This is a genomic window from Bowmanella denitrificans (assembly GCF_039522935.1).
In the GTDB taxonomy this organism is placed as follows: Bacteria; Pseudomonadota; Gammaproteobacteria; order Enterobacterales; family Alteromonadaceae; genus Bowmanella; species Bowmanella denitrificans.
On sequence record NZ_BAAAEI010000024.1, the window covers coordinates 72,650 to 93,253 of the forward strand.

The 20,604-nt window shown below is 51.1% G+C and carries 21 protein-coding genes and 1 riboswitch; of the genes, 13 read left to right on the forward strand and 8 right to left on the reverse strand.

Annotation, left to right across the window (positions count from 1 at the left end; all coding sequences use genetic code 11):
• Positions 1 to 64 precede the first annotated feature (64 nt).
• From ccoG to ABD028_RS19990, 6 genes are all read left to right on the forward strand, one after another.
• Positions 65 to 1,492, forward strand: a complete 1,428-nt coding sequence (ccoG, locus tag ABD028_RS19965; RefSeq protein ID WP_102797615.1) for a cytochrome c oxidase accessory protein CcoG — start codon at positions 65 to 67, stop codon at positions 1,490 to 1,492.
• Positions 1,493 to 1,499: 7 nt separating this feature from the next.
• The gene (locus tag ABD028_RS19970) at positions 1,500 to 2,471 is read left to right on the forward strand and encodes a serine/threonine protein kinase (protein ID WP_343847213.1); all 972 of its coding nucleotides are present in this window, start codon (positions 1,500 to 1,502) and stop codon (positions 2,469 to 2,471) included.
• A 53-nt stretch (positions 2,472 to 2,524) separates the two neighbouring features.
• Positions 2,525 to 2,715: riboswitch (cobalamin riboswitch) on the forward strand.
• Positions 2,716 to 2,812: 97 nt separating this feature from the next.
• Positions 2,813 to 4,735: a TonB-dependent receptor domain-containing protein gene (locus ABD028_RS19975; RefSeq protein ID WP_343847214.1), complete on the forward strand. Its 1,923-nt coding sequence runs from the start codon at positions 2,813 to 2,815 to the stop codon at positions 4,733 to 4,735.
• A 106-nt stretch (positions 4,736 to 4,841) separates the two neighbouring features.
• The gene (gene glsB / locus ABD028_RS19980; protein WP_343847215.1) at positions 4,842 to 5,765 is read left to right on the forward strand and encodes a glutaminase B; all 924 of its coding nucleotides are present in this window, start codon (positions 4,842 to 4,844) and stop codon (positions 5,763 to 5,765) included.
• A gap of 151 nt (positions 5,766 to 5,916) precedes the next feature.
• A complete protein-coding gene (locus ABD028_RS19985; protein ID WP_102797619.1) occupies positions 5,917 to 6,540 on the forward strand; it encodes a thiol:disulfide interchange protein DsbA/DsbL in 624 nt (207 codons plus the stop codon).
• Positions 6,541 to 6,657: 117 nt separating this feature from the next.
• Positions 6,658 to 7,281 (forward strand): thiol:disulfide interchange protein DsbA/DsbL, encoded by a 624-nt coding sequence (locus ABD028_RS19990; protein WP_343847216.1) that lies wholly within the window; start codon positions 6,658 to 6,660, stop codon positions 7,279 to 7,281.
• A gap of 88 nt (positions 7,282 to 7,369) precedes the next feature.
• On the opposite strand, the gene fre is transcribed toward ABD028_RS19990, so the two are convergent.
• Positions 7,370 to 8,068 (reverse strand): NAD(P)H-flavin reductase, encoded by a 699-nt coding sequence (gene fre, locus ABD028_RS19995; RefSeq protein ID WP_102797621.1) that lies wholly within the window; start codon positions 8,066 to 8,068, stop codon positions 7,370 to 7,372.
• Positions 8,069 to 8,074: 6 nt separating this feature from the next.
• Positions 8,075 to 9,556 carry a 4-hydroxy-3-polyprenylbenzoate decarboxylase gene (ubiD, locus tag ABD028_RS20000; protein WP_343847217.1) on the reverse strand — a complete coding sequence of 494 codons (1,482 nt, stop codon included), beginning with the start codon at positions 9,554 to 9,556 and terminating at the stop codon, positions 8,075 to 8,077.
• Between the two features lie 47 nt (positions 9,557 to 9,603).
• On the opposite strand from ubiD, the gene ABD028_RS20005 reads away from it, so the two are divergent.
• The 4 genes from ABD028_RS20005 (at position 9,604) to ubiK (ending at position 11,087) form a co-directional block, all read left to right on the forward strand.
• Positions 9,604 to 10,095, forward strand: coding sequence for a hypothetical protein (locus ABD028_RS20005; RefSeq protein WP_343847218.1), 492 nt, complete (start codon positions 9,604 to 9,606; stop codon positions 10,093 to 10,095).
• Positions 10,096 to 10,131: 36 nt separating this feature from the next.
• Positions 10,132 to 10,380: a TIGR02647 family protein gene (locus ABD028_RS20010; protein WP_102797624.1), complete on the forward strand. Its 249-nt coding sequence runs from the start codon at positions 10,132 to 10,134 to the stop codon at positions 10,378 to 10,380.
• Positions 10,381 to 10,384: 4 nt separating this feature from the next.
• A complete protein-coding gene (locus ABD028_RS20015) occupies positions 10,385 to 10,756 on the forward strand; it encodes a DUF2750 domain-containing protein (RefSeq protein ID WP_102797625.1) in 372 nt (123 codons plus the stop codon).
• Between the two features lie 76 nt (positions 10,757 to 10,832).
• The gene (gene ubiK, locus ABD028_RS20020; RefSeq protein ID WP_102797626.1) at positions 10,833 to 11,087 is read left to right on the forward strand and encodes a ubiquinone biosynthesis accessory factor UbiK; all 255 of its coding nucleotides are present in this window, start codon (positions 10,833 to 10,835) and stop codon (positions 11,085 to 11,087) included.
• A gap of 361 nt (positions 11,088 to 11,448) precedes the next feature.
• Here the strand turns inward: ubiK and ABD028_RS20025 are convergent, their stop codons facing one another.
• The gene (locus tag ABD028_RS20025; RefSeq protein ID WP_343847219.1) at positions 11,449 to 12,444 is read right to left on the reverse strand and encodes a GlxA family transcriptional regulator; all 996 of its coding nucleotides are present in this window, start codon (positions 12,442 to 12,444) and stop codon (positions 11,449 to 11,451) included.
• A 107-nt stretch (positions 12,445 to 12,551) separates the two neighbouring features.
• On the opposite strand from ABD028_RS20025, the gene ABD028_RS20030 reads away from it, so the two are divergent.
• Complete coding sequence (locus ABD028_RS20030; RefSeq protein WP_343847220.1) at positions 12,552 to 12,932, forward strand: MAPEG family protein; 381 nt, start codon at positions 12,552 to 12,554, stop codon at positions 12,930 to 12,932.
• A 30-nt stretch (positions 12,933 to 12,962) separates the two neighbouring features.
• Complete coding sequence (locus tag ABD028_RS20035; protein WP_343847221.1) at positions 12,963 to 13,145, forward strand: hypothetical protein; 183 nt, start codon at positions 12,963 to 12,965, stop codon at positions 13,143 to 13,145.
• A 46-nt stretch (positions 13,146 to 13,191) separates the two neighbouring features.
• On the opposite strand, the gene ilvA is transcribed toward ABD028_RS20035, so the two are convergent.
• From ilvA to ilvG, 5 genes are all read right to left on the reverse strand, one after another.
• The gene (ilvA, locus tag ABD028_RS20040) at positions 13,192 to 14,742 is read right to left on the reverse strand and encodes a threonine ammonia-lyase, biosynthetic (protein ID WP_343847222.1); all 1,551 of its coding nucleotides are present in this window, start codon (positions 14,740 to 14,742) and stop codon (positions 13,192 to 13,194) included.
• The gene (ilvD, locus tag ABD028_RS20045; protein ID WP_343847223.1) at positions 14,739 to 16,592 is read right to left on the reverse strand and encodes a dihydroxy-acid dehydratase; all 1,854 of its coding nucleotides are present in this window, start codon (positions 16,590 to 16,592) and stop codon (positions 14,739 to 14,741) included. The genes ilvA and ilvD overlap by 4 nt, the downstream gene beginning before the upstream one ends.
• A 145-nt stretch (positions 16,593 to 16,737) precedes the next feature.
• Complete coding sequence (locus tag ABD028_RS20050) at positions 16,738 to 17,667, reverse strand: branched-chain amino acid transaminase (RefSeq protein WP_102797633.1); 930 nt, start codon at positions 17,665 to 17,667, stop codon at positions 16,738 to 16,740.
• 13 nt (positions 17,668 to 17,680) lie between these two features.
• A complete protein-coding gene (ilvM, locus tag ABD028_RS20055) occupies positions 17,681 to 17,980 on the reverse strand; it encodes an acetolactate synthase 2 small subunit (protein ID WP_102797634.1) in 300 nt (99 codons plus the stop codon).
• Positions 17,977 to 19,635, reverse strand: coding sequence for an acetolactate synthase 2 catalytic subunit (ilvG, locus tag ABD028_RS20060; RefSeq protein ID WP_343847224.1), 1,659 nt, complete (start codon positions 19,633 to 19,635; stop codon positions 17,977 to 17,979). Before ilvG ends, ilvM begins: the two co-directional genes overlap by 4 nt.
• Before the next feature lie 349 nt (positions 19,636 to 19,984).
• Between ilvG and ABD028_RS20065 the strand changes: the two genes are divergently transcribed.
• Positions 19,985 to 20,599, forward strand: coding sequence for a trimeric intracellular cation channel family protein (locus tag ABD028_RS20065; RefSeq protein WP_343847225.1), 615 nt, complete (start codon positions 19,985 to 19,987; stop codon positions 20,597 to 20,599).
• The last annotated feature ends 5 nt before the right edge of the window (positions 20,600 to 20,604 follow it).

Genomic DNA, 20,604 nt, shown 5'->3' on the forward strand with positions numbered 1-20,604 from the left:
GCAACTGCATATCGAAAGGGAACAACAAAAAAAGATTCCCAATGCGAGACAGAGACCAGGAACCATGAGTGAAAGAATCCCCGTAAAAGACGTTTCGCCTGTACAAATTCATAAGCCGGATAGCCGGGAGCATGACAATAATTATTCCCCCCGCAGCCATATTTATGTGCGTGCGGTTAAAGGGCCGCTTGAAACCTTCCGCCGCTACTTCGGCTTTTTCTTTCTGGCCCTGTTTGCCCTGTTACCCTGGCTCAGATATAACGGTCATCAAGCCATTTTGCTGGACATTGGCGAACAGCGTTTCAATATATTCGGCCTGACATTGTGGCCTCAGGACCTGACCATTCTGGCCTGGATCTTCATTATCGGCGCATTTGCCCTGTTCTTTGTCACCACCTTTGCTGGTCGCGTATGGTGTGGTTTTCTTTGTCCGCAAACCACCTGGACCTATATGTATGTGTGGTTTGAAGAAAAAATCGAAGGTAGCCGGCATCAGCGTATGAAGCTGGATGAACGGTCCATGGACTTTGATAAATTCTGGCGCAAAAGCCTCAAACACTTGTGCTGGTGGTTGGTGGCAATACTGACCTCACTGACCTTTGTCGGCTACTTCACCCCCGTTGATACTTTATTTGTCGAATTCTTTACCCTGCAAACCGGTTTTTGGGTGAGCTTGTGGGTGTGGTTCTTCGCTGTTTGTACCTATGGCAATGCTGGCTGGATGCGGGAAATCATGTGTACCCATATTTGCCCTTATGCCCGTTTCCAGTCGGTGATGTTTGATAAGGATACCTTCACCGTCACTTACGATACCAACCGAGGTGAGAAGCGTGGGCCAAGAGGCCGCAAAGTCAGCCGTGAAGCACTGGCTGCGGACGGTGTCGGCGACTGTATTGATTGCAGCCTGTGCGTGCAGGTTTGCCCAACGGGTATCGATATTCGCAACGGCTTGCAGTATGAGTGCATAAACTGTGGGGCCTGTGTGGATGCCTGTAATGGCGTAATGGATAAAATGGGTTACCCCAAAGGCCTGATCAGCTATACCACGGAAACGAAAGTAAAAGGTGGGCACACCCATATTGTCAGGCCCAAACTGGTGGGCTATGCCGTGGTTCTGTTGGTGATGGTCGGTTTTCTGGCGCTGGACCTGTTCACCCGTATCCCGTTGGATGTGGATATCATTCGTGATCGCAACCAGCTATACCGTGAAACCAATGACGGCCTGGTGGAAAACGTCTATACCCTGAAAATTCTCAATAAGTCGCAGCAGGACGGCCGTTATTTTATCACGGTCGAAGGCCTGGACGGGCACCGCCTGACCGGCAACCGGGAGTTCACCGTACATAGCGGTGAGGTATATGTCGAACCGATCAGCGTGGCAATCGACCCTTACCAGTTAGAAAGCAGCATCGTGGAAATCCGCATTAAGGTACAATCCCTGGACGATGAAGATCTGAATGTGGTCGCACCGACCAAATTCCTGTACCGCTAGGAACCTAATGTCCGATTTCAGTTTCCACAATCTGACCCCGGATTTGATCCTGGATGCCGTTGAAAGTACCGGCATTCGGGTTGATTCCGGGTTACTGGCTTTAAACAGCTACGAAAATCGGGTTTATCAGTTTATCGACGAAGACCGGCATCGCTATGTGGCTAAATTTTACCGCCCCAATCGCTGGAGCTCAGAGCAAATTCAGGAAGAACACGATTTTGCCGAAGAGCTGCTTACGCAGGAGATCCCCATCGCTGCCCCCATGCGCTTGAATGGGCAAACCCTGCATCTTCATCAGGGCTACTATTTTGCCCTGTTCCCTTCGGTGGGGGGCCGTCAGTTTGAAGTAGACAATCTGGATCAGTTGGAATGGATGGGGCGCTTTATTGGCCGCCTGCATGCAGTGGCGGCCAGTCGCCCGTTTACGCACAGACCGCAGATTGACCTGGACAGCTTCTTATTTGAGTCCAGGAAAGAACTTGAACACAGTACATTGGTACCAACTGCGCTGATGAATCCGCTGTTTACCATTATGGACATGGTGATCGACAAGACCGCCAAGCAATACAAACCGGCTAAGCAAATCCGTCTGCATGGGGATTGCCACCCAGGCAATATTCTGTGGCGTGACGAGCCCACTTTTGTCGATCTGGATGACTGTCGTATGGGTCCGGCGATACAGGATTTATGGATGATGTTGTCTGGTGACCGTCAGCAGCAGTTATTGCAATTGGACACACTGGTCAACGCCTACGAAGAGTTTTTTGACTTCAACCACAAAGAACTCAGTTTGATAGAGCCACTACGCGCCATGCGCATGGTGCACTATATGGCCTGGCTGAGCAGACGCTGGGAAGACCCGGCCTTTCCTCAGGCTTTCCCCTGGTTTGCCACCGACAAATATTGGGAACAGCAGATCCTGGCTTTGAAGGAACAATATGCCACCTTGCAGGAACCGCCATTGTCGCTGATGCCCTGATGGCTGACTGTCAGACCAGTTGAATCCAACTGGTTTTTTTATAGCTATCCTTTATAATCCGCCCTGATTAAGGTGTCTTCTGTAATAAAAGAAGGTGAAACGGGAAGTCATTTGACGCTGCCCCCGCAACGGTACGCAAGAATCGGGATCACTATGCCACTGTAGCCAAGCGCTATGGGAAGGCGATCCCTGAGCCAGTCAGGCACTTGCCAGCCCGGAGACCGGCCTTAATCCAATCAACGGCGCAAAGGGCTGGATTTAAATAGATCCATACTCAGACAATCCCATTGCCGCCACAGGAAACCAGCGCTCGGGTGGAGCGCCAACCTAGGCACAAAACTATGCAATTCAAACACACAACTTTAGGGTTGGCGGTGTTCGCCAGCCTGTTCGGCACTTCTGCAGCTATTGCGCAGGACGATATTGAAACTATTAGCGTGATTGGCGCGCGCCAGCCGATAGAGCTGAGCCGCTTAAGCGCATCGGTGTCCGTTATTGATCGTGCAGAAATTGAAAATTCAGGCGCTATCAGTTTGTCAGATCTACTGCGCGGTCTGCCCGGTGTCAGCATCAGCCAGGATGGCGTTAAAGGTTCTCAAACTCAGGTGCGTTTACGCGGCAGCGAAGCCAATCATGTACTGGTGCTGGTAGATGGTGTCGAAGTAAACGACCTGGGTGCCGATGGCGGTGTCAATTTTGCCCATCTCAATCCGGATAATGTGCAACGTATTGAATTGCTGCGCGGCCCACAAAGTGCGTTGTGGGGCAGTGCCGCAGTAGGTGGTGTCATCAGTATCACTACCCGGGAAGCACAAGGTAAGTTACAAGGTTCTTCCAAGCTTGAAGTGGGTCAGGACAGCAGTAAGAGACTGGCTGGTAGCCTGCAAGGTCAGAGCGAAAGTCTGAGCTACGCACTGGCGGCAAATCATTTTTCCACCAAAGGACAAAATATCGCCCGAACCGGAGAGGAACGCGATGGCTATCGCAACAATGAAGTGTCAGCAAAACTGGGTTGGCTGCTTTCCGACGCATCTAAAGTGCTGCTTCAGTATCGCAACCTGGACACGTTCAATGAGTACGATGGTTCTGACTATACTACGGGTCTAAGTACCGATGCTGACAACTTTACCCATGGCCGCTTCGCCAGTGGCAAACTGGAATGGCATTTTGCACCAGCTAACAGCGCCTGGAGTCAGACATTAGGTGTGCAGCACAGTCGCAATAACAGTATCAACTATAGCCCCGCCTTTGGTGGTGATGCCCAGTATCAGCAATCGGAAGTAGACAGTAATAAGCAGCGTTGGTTCTGGCAAAATAACCTCAGTTATGGCCAGGCTAACAGAGCCAGTCTGGTGCTGGAGCACGTAAATGAAGATTTCGAGCAAATTGCCCAGGCACAAAGCTGGGGCGATCCAAATCAACAGCAGGATAGCCACACCAATTCCATTGCGGCCGACATTCTTCATCAGCTCAATGACAGTCTGACCTTAACCGCAAGTGTGCGCCACGACAACAACCAGATATTCGATGATGCCCTTACCTATCGTATTGGTGGTACTTTTGATATCACCGCCGAATACAGCCTGTTTGTCAGCCACGGTAAGGCGGTTAAAAATCCCAGTTTTATCGAACGTTTTGGCTACACACCGGCCAGTTTTATTGGCAACTCTCATCTTGAACCGGAAGAGTCCAGCAGTTCAGAAGTAGGCCTGCGTGCCAATCTGTCTGCAGGCTGGCAGACAGAACTCAGTATCTATCACACAGACCTTGAAAATGAAATAAATGGTTATGTGTTTGACACTGAGCTTGGCGGCGCAACAGCAAAGAATATTGTCGGTGAAAGTGCGCGTGACGGTTTGGAATGGCAGCTTTCCGGTCAGTTAGCAAACCTGTCAGTAGATTTGAGTTATAGCTACCTTGATGCCAGGGAAGAAGACGGTCAGACGAATAAGATAGAAGTCCGTCGTGCCCGGCACTCAGCCAATTTAGTGCTGAATTATCCGTTCTTCGACAACAAAGCCAACATCTATTTACAGGCTAACTATCAGGGTACACGTCAGGATGATTTCTTTGCCACCTTTCCAGCTACCCGGGTAGCGCTGAGTGCAGCCACCATAGTCAACGCAGCCCTGACCTTCAGGCCGGATCAACACTGGACCTTTGCTGTGCGTGCCGAGAACCTTTTTGACCATGAGTACGAAGAAGTGGTCGGCTATCAGCGTCAGGGCCGCACGGCTTACTTAAGTGCGGGCTACCAGTTCTAAGCAGAACGACTCTACAATGCCGGTCTTTTAATGACCGGCTTTTTTTTAAGTGGCATGCGGATTGTTCTGATTTAACTTCACGGTCATAACAACTATGGTTAATACGATGGATAAACCTGATTACCAATCACTGATAGATCTGTTAGCTCAAGGTGTGCAGCCCTATATAGGCCAGGGCAAGGTGGCAGACTATATTCCTGCTCTGGCAGATGTGGATGCCAGGCAATTTGCTATGGCCCTGGTCACCACTGACGGGCAATGTTACAGCACCGGGGATGAGCAGGCCCGTTTTACTATCCAGTCCGTGTCCAAAGCCATGACCCTGACGATGGCGCTGCAGCGGTATGGTGAAACCTTATGGCAGCGAGTGGGTAAGGAGCCATCCGGTACCGCGTTTAACTCTCTGACTCAACTGGAATTTGAACAAGGTATTCCACGCAATCCGTTTATCAATGCAGGCGCGCTGGTCACCTGCGATGCCCTGTATTCAAGGTTATCCGCACCAGTGCATAGTATGCTGGAAACCTTTCGGGCTCAGGCCGGCAACCCCAAAATTGGTGTAGATGTCAAAGTCGCAGCCTCGGAATATGAGCATCGTCACCGCAATGCCGCCATGGCCCACTTAATGAAGTCCTTTGGTAATTTCCACAATAATGTGGACGATGTGCTTAAAGCCTATTTTAGTTACTGTGCCATTGAGCTAAACATTGTCGAACTGGCCAAAGCTTACAGCTATTTATCTAACCAGGGTTATTGCCAGTTTTGTCAGCGACAAATTCTGTCGCCGCGCCAGACCAAGCAGTTAAATTCGCTGCTGTTTACCAGCGGTCTGTATGACGCAGCAGGAGATTTTGCCTATCGGGTGGGTATGCCGGGCAAATCTGGTGTATCCGGTGCCATCATCGCCGTTGTTCCCGGGCGCTTTACCGTTGCCGTTTGGTCACCCGGGCTGGATAGCGTAGGTAACTCTGTTGCAGGCATAGAAGCCCTGGCAGCGCTGTCAGATAAACTGGAGTTCAATGCGTTCTAAGCTGTTGGTTCCTTACCGGGGAAATGCAGCTTTGCCCGTTAGATGAACGACAGCTGACCGGCGACCAGCAGAAGGCTGCACCTAGTCGGCATTTGCCCAAAGCTGTGGTAACCTCTTGTGCGTTTTCTTTACCAATTAAGAGATTGTGCCGATGAAAAAGCTGTTCAGCCTGCTGATACTGGTCCTTATGCTCCCCCTGCAAGCCTGTGCCCAGGAAATGTACAAGGAAGGCGAGCATTTTGAAGTTATCAACGATAAAGCTACCGATAAAGCTGAGGTGCTGGAGTTTTTCTCCTTCTGGTGTCCACATTGCCACGCGTTTGAACCGCTGGTAGCGCAAATGAAACAGAAGTTGGATAAAGACGTTAGTTTCGAAAAAGTGCACGTTAACTTTATGAACTTCGCCAAAACTGAAACCCAGGATGAAGCCACCAAAGCCATGATGGTTGGCCGGGCATTAAAACGCGAAGACGCCCTGAATAAAGCCATCTTTAACTATATTCATGTGCAACGCTCCCCCGTCACCTCCCTGAAAGATTTGGAAAACATCTTTATTATCAATGGTGTTGATTCAGGTGAATTTGAAAAACTGGCCTCCAGTTTTGGTGTAAACAGCATGGTATCGAAGAACAACAAGGCCATTGAACAGTACCGCAGCCACCTGACCGGGGTACCCACCTTTATCGTCAATGGCAAATATAAGGCCAAATTTACCCGCGAGATGGGCCCGGACGATATGGTTGACCTGATTGTCTGGCTAAGTAAACAGAAGTAATGTGGTAAGGGACCGGCAGGTCCCTTTTTAATTTTATTTACAATTCAACCGTCTCCGCCCCTTCCCAGCACCAATCCCTGTGGTAAATTCACAGCCGGTTTAAATGGAGAATCAACAATGAAAAAGTTACTTGCGGTGTTGGCTATGCTGCTACCTATACAGCTACTGGCGGCTAACTGGCAGGAAGGCACGCATTATGAGGTGATAGACGACAAGGCCAGCGGCAAGATGCTGGTACAGGAGTTTTATTCATTTTGGTGTCCGGCTTGTAATGCCGTGGAGCCTATTGTTCAGCAAATGAAAACTCGTCTTGCCAGCGAAGGGATCAAATTTGAAAAAGTGCATGCCAATTTTATGCGCTTTGCCGAGCCGGAAACCCAGGATGCAGCCACACGCGCCATGATGATTGGCCGGGCATTGAAACAGGAAGAGAAACTGAACAGCGCAATCTTTGCCCATATCCATAAAAAACGCCAGCCGATTACGTCCATGGACGATCTGAAGGCTATTTTTGTTGATCAGGGCGTCGAACCCAAGCGCTTTGACGAGCTGGCTGGCAGTTTTTCGGTCAACAGCCTGTTTTCCAGAAACAACAAAACCCTGGAACAAAATGCCCGTCATTTAAACAAAGGGGTACCGGCCTTTATTGTTAACGGTAAGTACCGGGCCATGTTCACCCGCGATATGACACCAGATCAAGTGATTGAGTTAGTGGTTTGGTTGGCTAAGCAGAAAATCTAAATAGTCTGAGTGCCGGTATGGCCGGCACTCAACCTTGAGGCTGCAGAACAGATAAAACAACGCTGTTTGTATTCAGCCCTGACATCGGTCAGATAAATTCAAAAGCATCACCAAACAAATTGCTCAACAACAAGCCTTGTTGGTGGAAAGCATCCCTGGCCACACCAGCCATTTCAAAACGTCCTGCTACATAGACCTGATAAGGTTCCAGGCTGATAAAGTCATCCAATATTGCCTGATGTACCAAACCTGACCGGCCCGGCCAGTCTTTATCAGGCATTTCCAGCACCGGAATAAAGCTCAGTTTGGCATGTTGAGTGGCCAGTACCTGCAACTGTTCCAGCGCATACATGTCTTCACGGGTTTTGGTGCCCCAATATAAAAATACCGGTTCTTTTAACGGACTGGTCAACAGAGTTTGCAGAATACTCCAGGTATAAGAGAAGCCGGTGCCGCCAGCCATCAGAATGGTTGGCTTGGGCTGTTCGCTACGCAAAAAAGCCTTGCCGTGCGGTCCATCCAGACAAATGTTGTCACCCTGCTTGAGCCGGTCAATCACTTGCATAGCCCAGGGATTATGCTCCGAAGCGCCGATGTGCAGCTCAATCAGGCCATTGTTCTGTGCCCCATTGGCAATGGAGAAGGGGCGTTTATCGGTCTCACCCATGACCACACGAATATACTGACCGGCTTTAAACGCCACCGGTACCTGGGGTTCCAGCAGAATCCGCCACACATAAGGTGTAAGAGCTTCCATCTGGGCAATTTTGCATTCAAATTCTGACATCGTTGCTTAATCTTTTGCTGAATCGACAAGCCCCAGGTCTTCCCAGATGCTGTCTATTTTCTGTTTAACCGCTGGGTCCATCACAATAGGACGCCCCCATTCACGGTCGGTTTCACCTGGCCATTTGTTAGTGGCATCCAGCCCCATCTTGGAGCCCAAACCGGAAACCGGCGAGGCAAAATCCAAGTAGTCGATAGGGGTATTTTCAATCATGGTGGTGTCACGGGCAGGATCCATTCTGGTGGTAATGGCCCATATCACATCATTCCAATCCCTGGCGTTAACGTCATCGTCACACACAATCACAAATTTTGTGTACATAAACTGGCGCAGGAAAGACCAGACCCCCAGCATAACCCGCTTAGCATGGCCGGGGTACTGCTTCTTCATGGTTACTACTGCCATACGGTACGAGCACCCCTCAGGTGGCAGATAGAAATCCACTATTTCCGGAAACTGCTTTTGCAATATGGGCACAAACACTTCATTCAGGGCCACACCAAGAATAGCCGGTTCATCCGGCGGTCTACCGGTATAAGTGGAATGATAAATAGGATCTTTTCGATGGGTGATATGGGTCACGGTAAAGACCGGGAAATCATCCACTTCGTTGTAATAGCCGGTGTGGTCGCCATACGGCCCTTCCGGCGCAGTTTCCCCGGGCGCAATATAACCTTCCAACACAATCTCGGCACTGGCAGGCACTTGTAAATCATTGCTGATGCACTTGACGACTTCGGTCTTATCGCCACGCAGCAAACCGGCAAAGGCATATTCGGAAAGCGTATCAGGTACCGGAGTTACCGCCCCAAGAATGGTGGCAGGATCGGCCCCCAAGGCAACAGACACAGGGAAGTTTTCCCCAGGATGCTGCTCACACCATTCCCGAAAATCCAGCGCGCCACCGCGATGCGATAACCAACGCATAATCAGTTTATTGGCACCCAGCAGTTGCTGGCGGTAAATGCCCAGATTCTGGCGCTTTTTATGTGGCCCTCGGGTTACCGTCAAGCCCCAGGTAATCAGCGGTGCCGCGTCTTCCGGCCAACAGGTTTGGATGGGAATCTGGTGCAGATCCACCTGTTCACCGCTTAACACCACCTGCTGACAAGGTGCCTTGCTCAGCTCTTTAGCCGGCATATTCAGTACCTGCTTAAACACCGGCAACTTGTCCCACAGTTCCTTAAAGCCTTTGGGTGGATCAGGCTCTTTCAGGTAGGCCAGCAATTTACCCACCTCGCGCAAACTCTCAACCTTGTCCTGCCCCATCCCCATGGCAACCCGCTTTGGGGTGCCAAACAGGTTAGCCAGCACCGGCATAGAGAAGCCCTTGGGGTTTTCGAACAGAATGGCCGGGCCACCGGCACGCAAGGTGCGGTCGGCTATTTCCGTCATCTCAAGCCGGGGATCAATTTCCATCTGTACCCGCTTGAGTTCACCGGCTTTTTCAAGCTGTTCAATAAAATCCCGTAAGTCTTTGTATTTCATGTGCTTGAACTATATTTGAATTGCCAGCCATTATACCTGAGATACCCATGAGAATCCTGCTTAGCCTGCTTATCTTTGTCAGCCCCATGCTGTACGCCAATTGCAACAGCCCGGAATTTGATCAGTTTGATTTCTGGCTTGGTCACTGGCAAGTCACAGCCAATGGCAAAATAGCCGGAACCAATCAGATTAAACAGGATCTGAATAATTGTGTGCTGCATGAACATTATCAAACGCCGTCCGGTTATGAGGGACGCAGTCTGAATATTTACGATGCCAGCCAGCAACGCTGGCATCAGACCTGGGTAGACAATCAGGGACTGCTGCTGCAACTGGATGGGCGTTGGAATGGGCAGCAAATGCAACTGGACGGTTATACACTGACCAATAATGGTGAAAAACACTTGCACCGCATCAGTTGGACGCCCAATATGGACGGCAGCGTCAGGCAGCATTGGCAAGTCAGCAAAGATGCAGGCAAAACCTGGTCAAGCCTGTTCGACGGCCACTATCAGAAACGGCAGCCAGACCAACAATAAGACGCGATTTTCGCACCGGCCCTATGGGAGAATGCCATGCCTTTTACCCACCCCATGCTAGAAGAAATCAATCTGCTTCTGAAATTTCCCCTTGGTAGCCTCAGGCAAGGCCTGAAAATCCACCATGACGCCGACCCGGCAGTGGTGGATGCCGCCAAACGACTTTTTGACAAAGGAATTATCGATCAGGTAGATGGCGGCTACCTGACCGATCTTGGCCATGATTTGCACGAACATGCGCAAATTCTGGCGTCCGCCTTGTCCAATTCACCCGCACAGGAGTAACCCCATGTCGGCACAACCTAATCTGGACAGCAAATATGACATTCTGGCTAAAACACCAGAGCAACGCAGTGATTATCTGCTGAAGCGCATGGTCATTACCGAAGAGATCTGGACGCTGGTCGATAACGACGGCGCCATGATCCTCACCACAGACGAGGAGGATTGCATACCAGTCTGGCCCGATGCAGATTTCGCCCGCGACTGGATAAACGGCGATTGGTCCCACTGCAAACCCCACAAAATATCTTTGCATGACTGGCAACATAAATGGCTGCCGGGATTGGAAGACGATGAAATTCAAATAGTCGCGTTCCCGGTACCAGGTGAAGACGGTCTGGTACTGGCCCCCTGGGAAATGGCCGAAGAGCTGGCCTAAACTTAGCTTCAACAGACTTGAACCCAGCCCCTGGCTGGGTTCTAATTCCGCTAATTGATCCCGTCAGGACCCCAACATGTTAGACCCGAAGAAAATTGAAGAGATTGCCAAGCATATTTCCGACGCCATTCCCCCTGGCGTGAAGTCCATGGCCGAAGGGGCCGAAGCCAAGGTAAAGCAAGTGCTGCAGACGCAATTGAGTAAGTTGGACTTTGTCAGCCGCGAGGAATTTGACGTACAAACTCAGGTTCTGGTACGTACCCGAGAAAAGCTTACCGCCATGGAAGAGCGTTTGGCAGAGCTGGAAAAGCAACTGCGTGAGCAGGACTAAGTTATCGGCCTAATGCTTTCGTGGCAAAGCATCTAACAGGCGCAAAACACTAAAGACCATGCACTGCTACCTCGACCAGTGAACGATACACATATATTGGAATCGTATGGATATCATTGGCTGAAGTGGCTTGTTTGGCCGCATCAAAGCTAGCTCTCTACGCTCCCTTTAATGGGTAATTCGCCTTTGAGAATGTTTATTACCAAATATAGGAATGATTCGCCCACAATCTCGTTCTCTATCAAGACGTTGCATATCACACTGAATTAGCGAAAGTTTATTAATAAGAATAAATGTTTCTAAACTATCCGAATAAATAATACACTTGCTTTTTAGATGGCGTTCATCGTTACCTGCAGTGCTACGCAGTCTGCCGGTAACTAAAGCGTTGCCGGTAGGCTTTTGGGGTTAGTTGCGTCAGAGTACTGAATAATTTGCGGAAAGAAGCCGGATCGCCATACCCTACCATTTCAACAATGCGCTCCACTGGCATATCTGTACCCTCCAGCAGTTGTTTAGCCTTTTCCACCCGGATTTGTTGTAAATAGACGAGGGGAGTCTCGCCACAGGCAGCCTTGAAGCGACGGATCAATGTACGTTTGGTTACAGCAAACTGGTCACAAATATCATCCAGGCCAATGGTTTGGGCATAGTTCTGCTGCATCCAATGCTGGATTTTTTCGATCAAGCTATCCCTGTGGCCTATGACAAAATGTGGGTCAATAAAAGCCTGTTGAGAAAGACGGTGCCTGTCAAGTAGCAACACCTTGGACAGATTGGTCGCGAGCTGATACCCATATAAACGTTCCAATATTGCCAGGCACAGACTGGTTAACGATGTAGTGGCACCGCCCGTCAGCAAATGCTCGTCACTCACCACCAGTTCATCCATACGTAATTCTACTTGGGGGTAACGACTGGCAAAGACTTCTTTGAGCCACCAGCAGGTCGTAGCCTGGCGACCATTCAGAATACCAGCCTCAGCCATAGCAAAGGTGCCACTGCAGTGGCTGGCAACCAAGGCGCCCTCGGCAGAAGCCTGAGCTAATAACTCAAACATAGGCTGGGCCTGATATAGATAGTCTGTCAGACCGGTCTTGTCATAAGTGAATGCAGGCACCGCTAACAGAACATCAGCCTTATCGATTTCCTGAATTGGTCTGGCAGGCAGAAGAAAGCCGTTAGAGCACTGAATCTGAGAACCGTCAGCGGAATAAATACGCGTATCAAATAACACATTGTCGTCGTTGGGATGCAGATAACGCCAGAGAGTATTGGCATAGTCGAAAAAGTCCCTGACTCCCATCAGATGTGAACCCACAGCATTGTCGGTTACCAGCACAGCAATATTCTTCATCTTCCACCTCAATGTCACTATTGACACCTTTTTTATCATTATTGCCACTGACCTTCAGACATAGCAAGCCCTAAACTGGTTTCATCTAGCCGAAATGGAAAACCAAGATGGTAACGCCGATTTACGCCGCCTTACTGACTCTGATGTATAGCGCGCTGAGCATTCGCGTGATCACACTGCGTACCACCAACAAAGTGTCGTTGGGAGACGGTGCCAATGTGGCACTGAGCAGGGCGATCAGGGCACATGGCAATTTTATTGAGTACGTACCTTTGGCGTTGATTTTACTGCTGCTGCTTGAGCAACAAGGCAATAGTGCGTGGGTACTGCACAGCCTGGGTACAGGCCTGTTAATGGCCAGACTGGTGCATGGCTTAGGCATCAGCGCCATTCGGGAGCAACTGAAATTTCGGGTGACGGGTACGGTGCTGACGCAATTGATACTGGTTAGTAGCGCAATTTTACTGCTGGTACAGCACGGCAGCTGAACGGTTTATTTTACTTTATGGAGACCCAATATGACTGCGAACAAACTCAAAGTGACAATAGTAACGGCCAGCCTACTTGGTATCTGGTTGTTGGTACTTTGGCTGCAATGGACGGTATCCATGCCGTTATCCATTCACCTGATTTGCGTGCCGATGCTACTGATTCTGACCGCCTTGCTGGCCGCTCTGGCGATGGAAAGTGAGGACAACTAGATGCCAGTAGATACGCCCCAAACTTTGGGGCGTATCTGACTGACCGTCAGGCAAATACCCCATTCAGATCAGACAAAAAGAACCGATAGGCGGGGTTGTCGGTTTGTTCAGCAAAGCTATAGCCCAGTTGCGCCACATGCTGGTCAAACTCAGCACGCGAGTCGTCGGGAATATCAAACCCTACCAGTACCAAGCCTTCCGCCGCACCATGATTACGATAGTGAAACAAGGTAATGTTCCAGCGCTCACCCAGGGTATCGAGGAACTTCATCAGCGCGCCGGGATGCTCGGGGAACTCAAATGAGAACACATGCTCATTGAGTAAACTGGGCGGGCGCCCCCCCACCATATAACGCACATGCAGTTTGGCCAGTTCATTGTCTGACAGGTCAAACAGCTGATAGCCTTCCTTATGCAGCAGGTCACTGATACGGGCAAATTCAGCGCGGCCTTCACGCAGTTTCAGGCCAACAAAAATATGTGCTTCCTTGTCGCTGGCAAAACGATAGTTAAACTCGGTAATGGCCCGACCACCCAGCAAGCGACAGAAATGCCGGAAGGCACCAGCCCGCTCCGGGATCTTGACCGCAAACACCACTTCTTTTTGTTCACCCAGCTCACAGCGCTCCGACACATAGCGCAAGGTGTGGAAGTTGATATTGGCGCCACATAAAATGCCGCCCAACTTGCGACCTTGTAAACCCTGCTGTTGCACATACTTACGAATACCGGCAATAGACAAGGCTCCAGCGGGTTCGGCGATTACCCGGGTATCATCAAAGATATCCTTAATCGCCGCACAGATTTCGTCGCTGCTGACGGTAATCACTTCATCCACATACTTCTGGCATAACCTGAAGGTTTCACTGCCGATCAGTTTCACCGCCACACCGTCGGCAAAAATGCCAACACTGGCAAGTTCGGTAGGTTGTCCTGCTGCCAATGCTGCCTGCAAACAGGCGGATTCTTCTGACTCCACCGCGATGATTTTCAACTCGGGTTTCAGTTGCTTTAGATACACCGCAATGCCGGCGGCCAAACCACCACCGCCCACCGCAATAAACAAAGTATCCAGATGCGGATTCTGCTCCAGCAACTCTCGTCCTATGGTGCCTTGCCCGGCAATCACGTCGGCGTCATCAAAGGGTGGAATAAAGGTATAGCCATGCAGATCGGCCAGGCGGCTGGCTTCGGCTTTAGCCGCATCAAAGCTGGTGCCATGCAATACCACTTCAGCGTATTCCCCGCCGAAGGTGCGCACCGCCTCGACTTTGATATCCGGGGTGGTTTCCGGCATCACAATAATGGCGCGAATCTGCTTAATACGGGCCGAATAAGCCACGCCCTGGGCATGGTTGCCCGCCGAGGCGGCAATTACACCGGCCTGCTTCTGCTGTTCGCTTAACTGGCAGATACGGTTGTAGGCTCCACGCAGCTTAAACGATTTTACCGGCTGCTGGTCTTCACGCTTTAACCAGATATCGTTGCCAAGCGCAGCGGACAGCTTATCCAGATGCACCAGGTCGCTTTTTACCGCCACATCATAAACGGGCGAAAGCAGAATCTTCTTTAGATAGTCACCTTCCGATACGGTCATCCCTTGCCCTCCAGCAGGGCCCGGTCACGCACCGCGCCTTTATCGGCGCTGGTAGCCAGCATCGCGTAGGTTTTCAGGGCCAGAGACACTTCACGCTGGCGATCAAGCGGTTGCCAGGGTTTGTCGGCCTGATTCATGCGTTCTCTGCGCCCTGCCAGCTCTTCATCGCTAACCTGTAATTGAATACTGCGGTTGGGAATATCAATGGCAATCATATCGCCCGGCTGTACCAGCGCTATCACCCCGCCAGACGCGGCTTCGGGAGAAACGTGGCCAATGGACAATCCCGAAGTACCACCGGAAAAACGCCCATCGGTAATCAGGGCACAAGCCTTACCCAATCCTTTGGACTTCAGATAAGAGGTGGGGTAAAGCATTTCCTGCATACCCGGACCACCTTTAGGGCCTTCGTAACGAATGATCACCACCTCACCGGCCTGCACTTCATCCCGTAAGATGCCATTAACGGCATCATCCTGGCTTTCATAGATACGTGCTGGTCCGGTAAAGCGCAGATTGTCTTCATCCACTCCGGCGGTTTTCACAATACAACCATCCTCGGCCAGATTACCGAACAGCACGGCCAGACCACCTTCCTGACTAAAGGCATGCTGCATATCCCGAATACAACCTTGCTGTCTGTCGGTATCCAGACTGGGGTAACGACAGTCCTGACTAAAAGCCTTAGTGGTACGAATTCCAGCCGGCCCGGCGCGGAAGAAGGTATGGGCCGCTTCATTCTGGCCTTGGGTGACATCCCATTGGCTAATCACCTCACCAATACTGCCACCAAGTACGTGGGGGCTGTCCGGGTTGAGCAGCCCGCCCCGGTTCAGTTCGGCCAGAATGCCCAACACACCACCGGCGCGGTGCACATCTTCCATATGGTATTGCTGAGTGGCAGGCGCCACCTTGCATAAGTGCGGTACTTTACGGGACAGACGGTCAATATCGGCCATGCTGAAGTCCAGCTCGGCTTCCTGGGCCGCCGCCAGCAAGTGCAAAATAGTGTTAGTCGAGCCGCCCATGGCGATATCCAGCGCCATGGCGTTTTCAAAGGCTGCCCGACCAGCAATATTGCGCGGCAGCGCATTGCTGTCGTTATCCTGGTAATAGCGTTTGCACAGTTCCACCACAACCTTACCGGCCTGTTTAAACAAGCCTTCACGGTCGGCATGAGTTGCCAGCATCGAACCATTACCGGGCAAAGATAACCCCAGGGCTTCGGTCAGACAGTTCATGGAGTTTGCGGTAAACATACCCGAGCAGGAGCCACAGGTTGGGCAGGCAGAACGCTCAATGGCTTCGCTGTCAGCATCTGACACATTAGGATTGGCCGCCGCCACCATGGCATCCACCAGATCCAGGTGGATAATTTTGTCCGACAATTTGGTCTTACCGGCTTCCATCGGGCCACCGGATACAAATACCACCGGAATATTCAGGCGCAGTGCCGCCATCAACATCCCTGGGGTGATTTTGTCGCAGTTGGAAATACATACCAGTGCATCGGCACAATGGGCATTCACCATATATTCCACCGAATCGGCAATCAGCTCACGGGACGGCAGGCTGTACAGCATACCGCCGTGGCCCATGGCAATTCCGTCATCCACCGCGATGGTATTAAATTCTTTAGCCACCGCACCGGCTTCTTCAATACTGCGGGCCACCAACTGGCCCATATCTTTCAGGTGCACATGACCAGGCACAAACTGGGTAAAGGAGTTTGCCACCGCAATAATAGGTTTGCCAAAATCCGCCTCTGTCATACCTGTGGCACGCCACAAGGCGCGGGCACCGGCCATATTGCGGCCCTGAGTGGTGGTTGCTGAACGTAATTTTGGCATGCTGTAAAACCTTCTTTTGCTTAGGTGAATTTATGAATCCACTCATTTCTGAATTTGTCTCGCTAAGACACTGAGGTTGCACGGAGATCTATGTCCGCGCGCTTTATACTCAGCGCTCTTGGCGAAAAATAAGGATATTTGTAATTTACTCGACCGGCGTCAACCAGCCCCATTTGTCTTCGGTAGTGCCATCAAACAACCCGAAGAAAGCGTTTTGCACTTTCTCGGTGATGGGTCCACGACCACCATTACCCACCTTAATACCGTCGACGGATCGTACCGGCGTCACTTCAGCCGCGGTACCACACATCAAAATCTCATCTGCCAGATACAGCGCTTCGCGGGGAATATTTTCCTCACGCACCTGATAGCCCATCTCGGCCAACAGTGTAATAACCGTATCACGGGTAATGCCGGGCAATATTGCCGCAGTGCGTGGCGGCGTAGAGATCACGCCATTGCGGATAATAAACAGATTTTCACCGGCCCCTTCACTCAGGTAGCCGTTGATGTCCAGGGCAATGCCTTCCTGATAGCCATGGCGTCTGGCTTCCATGGAAATAAGCTGTGAAGACAGATAGTTACCACCCGCCTTAGCCCCGGTAGGCATAGTATTGGCGGCCAGCCGGTTCCAGGACGTAACACAGGCGTCCACCCCGTTTTTCAGCCCCTCCTCGCCCAGATAAGCGCCCCATTCAAAGGCCGCGATCACCAGCTCGGTTTCCTGCCCGAATGGCACCTGCAGGCCCATGCCGATATCACCATAAAAGGCAATGGGACGAATATAAGCAGATTTAAGCTTGTTGGTGCGAATAATATCCCTGGTCGCCTGGTTGACTTGTTCCTGAGTGTAAGGAATGGTCATACGATAAATTTTGGCGGAGTCAAACAAACGTTGAGTGTGCTCTGCCAGGCGAAACACGCAGGTACCTTGGTGGGGGGTATGGTAAGCACGCACCCCTTCAAACACCGAGGACCCATAATGAATAGCATGGGTCATAACATGCACAGTGGCGTCTTGCCAGGGCATAATCTCGCCGTTAAACCAGATAAAGTCTGCTTGTCTCTTAGCCATAATAATTTCCTGCTTACGCCGTTCTGGGCAGTGCTTGTGTCAGTGTAGACTGACGCTCAATGGATGGACTAAGTGCTGTCCTGCACTCAAGGGACGCCAGGTCATACAGTTTATGCAATTGACTGGTAAGTATAGTAATGGGCTGTTTGCCAGACACCTGCATCGATACCTTTAGCTTTCTCGAGGCTAGTTGTTCCGGGGCCGGTTGCATATTTAATTGATTGATACGAAAGCCACGGTAGCGGGTGGTTTGCAGTACCCTTTCCAATACCGCAGGCTGATCCGATAACAACATCTCCAGTTGATAGTTCATTTTGGTTGCTCCCACATTTGATGGTTGGCGGTATTGGGCGGCACAATCGGCCACACATTGTCTTTATGATCCAGCTGTACATGTAATAGGTAGGGTCCCTGATGTGCCAGCATACGTTCCAGGGCCGTTTGCACCTGGCTGCGACAGCGGATCACATCGCTGTCTATATCAAAGGCGGCAGCCAGACGGCTGAATTCGGGGTTGTCCGACAAATCCGTTTCACTGTAACGCTCATCGTGAAAGAGTTCCTGCCACTGTTTAACCATGCCCAGACGCTGGTTATCCAGGATCAGAATCTTGACCGGCATACGGTAACGACGCAGCGTACCCAGCTCCTGCACATTCATCATAAAGGAACCGTCACCGCACACCGCCACCACCTGGGTGTCGGGGTTCGCTACCTGAGCACCAATCGCCGCAGGCAGGCCAAACCCCATGGTGCCGAGACCACCACTGCTTAAATGGCAGGTCGGGTGAGAAAACTGCATATGCTGCGCAACCCACATCTGGTGCTGCCCAACATCACAACTGACAATGGCATTGGCGGCAGACATATCGCTCAGCATCCGCAGCAGTTGTGGCGCATCTATCTGCCCTGGGCTGTGGTCAAAGGCATAAGGAAAGGCTTTGCTGACTTTCAGCTCGCTGACGTGCTCACGCCAGGCTTGCTTGTCACCAACGCAGTGCAACTGTGGCAGAATCACTTTCAAATCGCCCAGCAAGCTGACATCAGCCTGACGACGTTTGTGGATTTCGGCCGGGTCGATATCAATGTGCAGCAGCTTGGCATGAGGGGCAAACTCATCCAGTTTGCCGGTGACTCTGTCATCCAGCCGTGCACCGATAGCAATCAGCAAGTCACATTGTTGCACGCTTAAATTGGCGGCTGCCAGACCATGCATTCCCAGCATACCTAAGTACAAAGGGTGGTCGGTGTTGGCACTGCCCAGGCCTTTCAATGTGCAGACCTGAGGCAATTGAGTGCGGTCGATCAAATCCCGCAATTCATTTACGGCATCGGCCATACCCACACCGCCGCCGATATACAACATGGGGCGCTGGGATTCGGCCAGCAATTGGTTGGCTGTCTGTAGCTGAGCGGGTGTGGCGAGGGGCATAGCCGTCGCAGACCCGGCCTGCTCATCTGACTCGGGCACCAGACCGGTAAGAATATCTTTGGGTATATCCACCAGTACCGGACCAGGGCGTCCTTCCCGGGCAATCTGAAAAGCTTTTTGCAGGGTCGGCAGTAATTCTTCCGGCTCTAAAACCAGCATGCTGTGCTTACAGATACTCAGCGACAAGCCCAATACGTCGACTTCCTGGAAAGCATCAGACCCCATGGCTGACCGCGCGACCTGACCGGTAATCATCACCAGAGGTACGGAGTCGAGTTTGGCATCGGCCAGGCTGGTCAGCAGATTGGTGGCACCAGGACCAGAAGTGGCAATACACACACCAACCTGATTGGTTGACCGGGCATAACCGATAGCCGCAAAAGCCGCACCTTGCTCATGACGACACAGGTAATGACGAATGGGTGAATCCAGTAACGCGTCATACAAGGGCATGATTGCGCCGCCCGGATAGCCGAATACCTGGTCTATGCCTTGCTCTGTCAGGAAATGCAAAATGGCTTGTGCGCCTTTTTTCATTGTCTTCACTCTTTTTCAGCGCCCATAAAACAAAAAACCCCCCGGGCTTTCGCGCGGGGGGTTTTCGTGTAACTGGACTTATTTCAGACCAAACGCTTCCCCCGCGGAGATAATAATCACCACGACCACGACAGTAAGAAGAAGGTTTGCGAAAAGGTTCATAAAAAGGCTGTTGCCCTAAAAATAATCAAGTTACGTCACTGCTATTAGAAATAGCACGGTGCTTTAAGCCAGATCAAGCAATAATTTTTCTTAAATTCCAATTTTGTAAAACAGCTGTTCCATAAGCTTGTTTAAATCGCTGCTGGCGGATTAGAGTAAAGGTAACAAATTACACAGGAAAAATGGCATGAGCCATTGGTTGCATTGGATAGATTTACTCGGCGTGGCGGTGTTTGCCATTTCAGGCACCCTGATGGCTTACCGCAAACATATGGACGGCTTTGGTGTGATTGTACTGGCGTCGGTCACCGCCATTGGTGGCGGCACGCTGCGCGATATGATTCTGGACTTACCGGTCTTCTGGGTGCAGCAGCCAGACTTCTTATACGCCATATTAGTGGCTGCCATCGTGACCATATTGTGGCTGCGGGTTACCCATAAGTTTCCCTATCAAACCTTGCTGGTGGCAGACGCCCTGGGTATCGCATTTTTTAATATCATGGGTCTACAAAAAGCCCTGGATCAGGGCACCGGCCCATTTATTGCCATTGTGATGGGTACCATGACCGGGGTATTCGGCGGCTTAATCCGCGATGTGATCTGCCGGGAAATTCCATTGGTTCTCAAAGGGGAATTGTACGCCACTACCTGTATTGTGGGCGGCATGCTGTATGTCGCCTGCCTGGCGTTGGGTGTGCCGGATTTGCCCGCCATGATTGCCGCAATGCTGGCCACCTTGTTGCTGCGCCTGGGCGCCATTCGCTGGCACTGGCAATTGCCGGTATTTCAGGGCAGCCATTAACGGTT

Excerpts from the sequence above, each read along its gene's own strand:
- ilvM (WP_102797634.1), bottom strand. The coding sequence starts at position 17,980 with ATGAACTATCAACTGGAGATGTTGTTATCGGATCAGCCTGCGGTATTG.
- ABD028_RS20050 (WP_102797633.1), bottom strand. The coding sequence starts at position 17,667 with ATGGCTAAGAGACAAGCAGACTTTATCTGGTTTAACGGCGAGATTATG.
- glsB (WP_343847215.1), top strand. The coding sequence starts at position 4,842 with ATGGATAAACCTGATTACCAATCACTGATAGATCTGTTAGCTCAAGGT.
- ABD028_RS20025 (WP_343847219.1), bottom strand. The coding sequence starts at position 12,444 with ATGAAGAATATTGCTGTGCTGGTAACCGACAATGCTGTGGGTTCACAT.
- ABD028_RS19970 (WP_343847213.1), top strand. The coding sequence starts at position 1,500 with ATGTCCGATTTCAGTTTCCACAATCTGACCCCGGATTTGATCCTGGAT.
- ABD028_RS20065 (WP_343847225.1), top strand. The coding sequence starts at position 19,985 with ATGAGCCATTGGTTGCATTGGATAGATTTACTCGGCGTGGCGGTGTTT.
- ubiK (WP_102797626.1), top strand. The coding sequence starts at position 10,833 with ATGTTAGACCCGAAGAAAATTGAAGAGATTGCCAAGCATATTTCCGAC.
- ABD028_RS19975 (WP_343847214.1), top strand. The coding sequence starts at position 2,813 with ATGCAATTCAAACACACAACTTTAGGGTTGGCGGTGTTCGCCAGCCTG.
- ABD028_RS20010 (WP_102797624.1), top strand. The coding sequence starts at position 10,132 with ATGCCTTTTACCCACCCCATGCTAGAAGAAATCAATCTGCTTCTGAAA.
- ABD028_RS20015 (WP_102797625.1), top strand. The coding sequence starts at position 10,385 with ATGTCGGCACAACCTAATCTGGACAGCAAATATGACATTCTGGCTAAA.
- ilvG (WP_343847224.1), bottom strand. The coding sequence starts at position 19,635 with ATGAAAAAAGGCGCACAAGCCATTTTGCATTTCCTGACAGAGCAAGGC.
- ABD028_RS20005 (WP_343847218.1), top strand. The coding sequence starts at position 9,604 with ATGAGAATCCTGCTTAGCCTGCTTATCTTTGTCAGCCCCATGCTGTAC.
- ccoG (WP_102797615.1), top strand. The coding sequence starts at position 65 with ATGAGTGAAAGAATCCCCGTAAAAGACGTTTCGCCTGTACAAATTCAT.
- ABD028_RS20035 (WP_343847221.1), top strand. The coding sequence starts at position 12,963 with ATGACTGCGAACAAACTCAAAGTGACAATAGTAACGGCCAGCCTACTT.
- ABD028_RS19985 (WP_102797619.1), top strand. The coding sequence starts at position 5,917 with ATGAAAAAGCTGTTCAGCCTGCTGATACTGGTCCTTATGCTCCCCCTG.
- ABD028_RS19990 (WP_343847216.1), top strand. The coding sequence starts at position 6,658 with ATGAAAAAGTTACTTGCGGTGTTGGCTATGCTGCTACCTATACAGCTA.
- ubiD (WP_343847217.1), bottom strand. The coding sequence starts at position 9,556 with ATGAAATACAAAGACTTACGGGATTTTATTGAACAGCTTGAAAAAGCC.
- ilvD (WP_343847223.1), bottom strand. The coding sequence starts at position 16,592 with ATGCCAAAATTACGTTCAGCAACCACCACTCAGGGCCGCAATATGGCC.
- fre (WP_102797621.1), bottom strand. The coding sequence starts at position 8,068 with ATGTCAGAATTTGAATGCAAAATTGCCCAGATGGAAGCTCTTACACCT.
- ABD028_RS20030 (WP_343847220.1), top strand. The coding sequence starts at position 12,552 with ATGGTAACGCCGATTTACGCCGCCTTACTGACTCTGATGTATAGCGCG.
- ilvA (WP_343847222.1), bottom strand. The coding sequence starts at position 14,742 with ATGACCGTATCGGAAGGTGACTATCTAAAGAAGATTCTGCTTTCGCCC.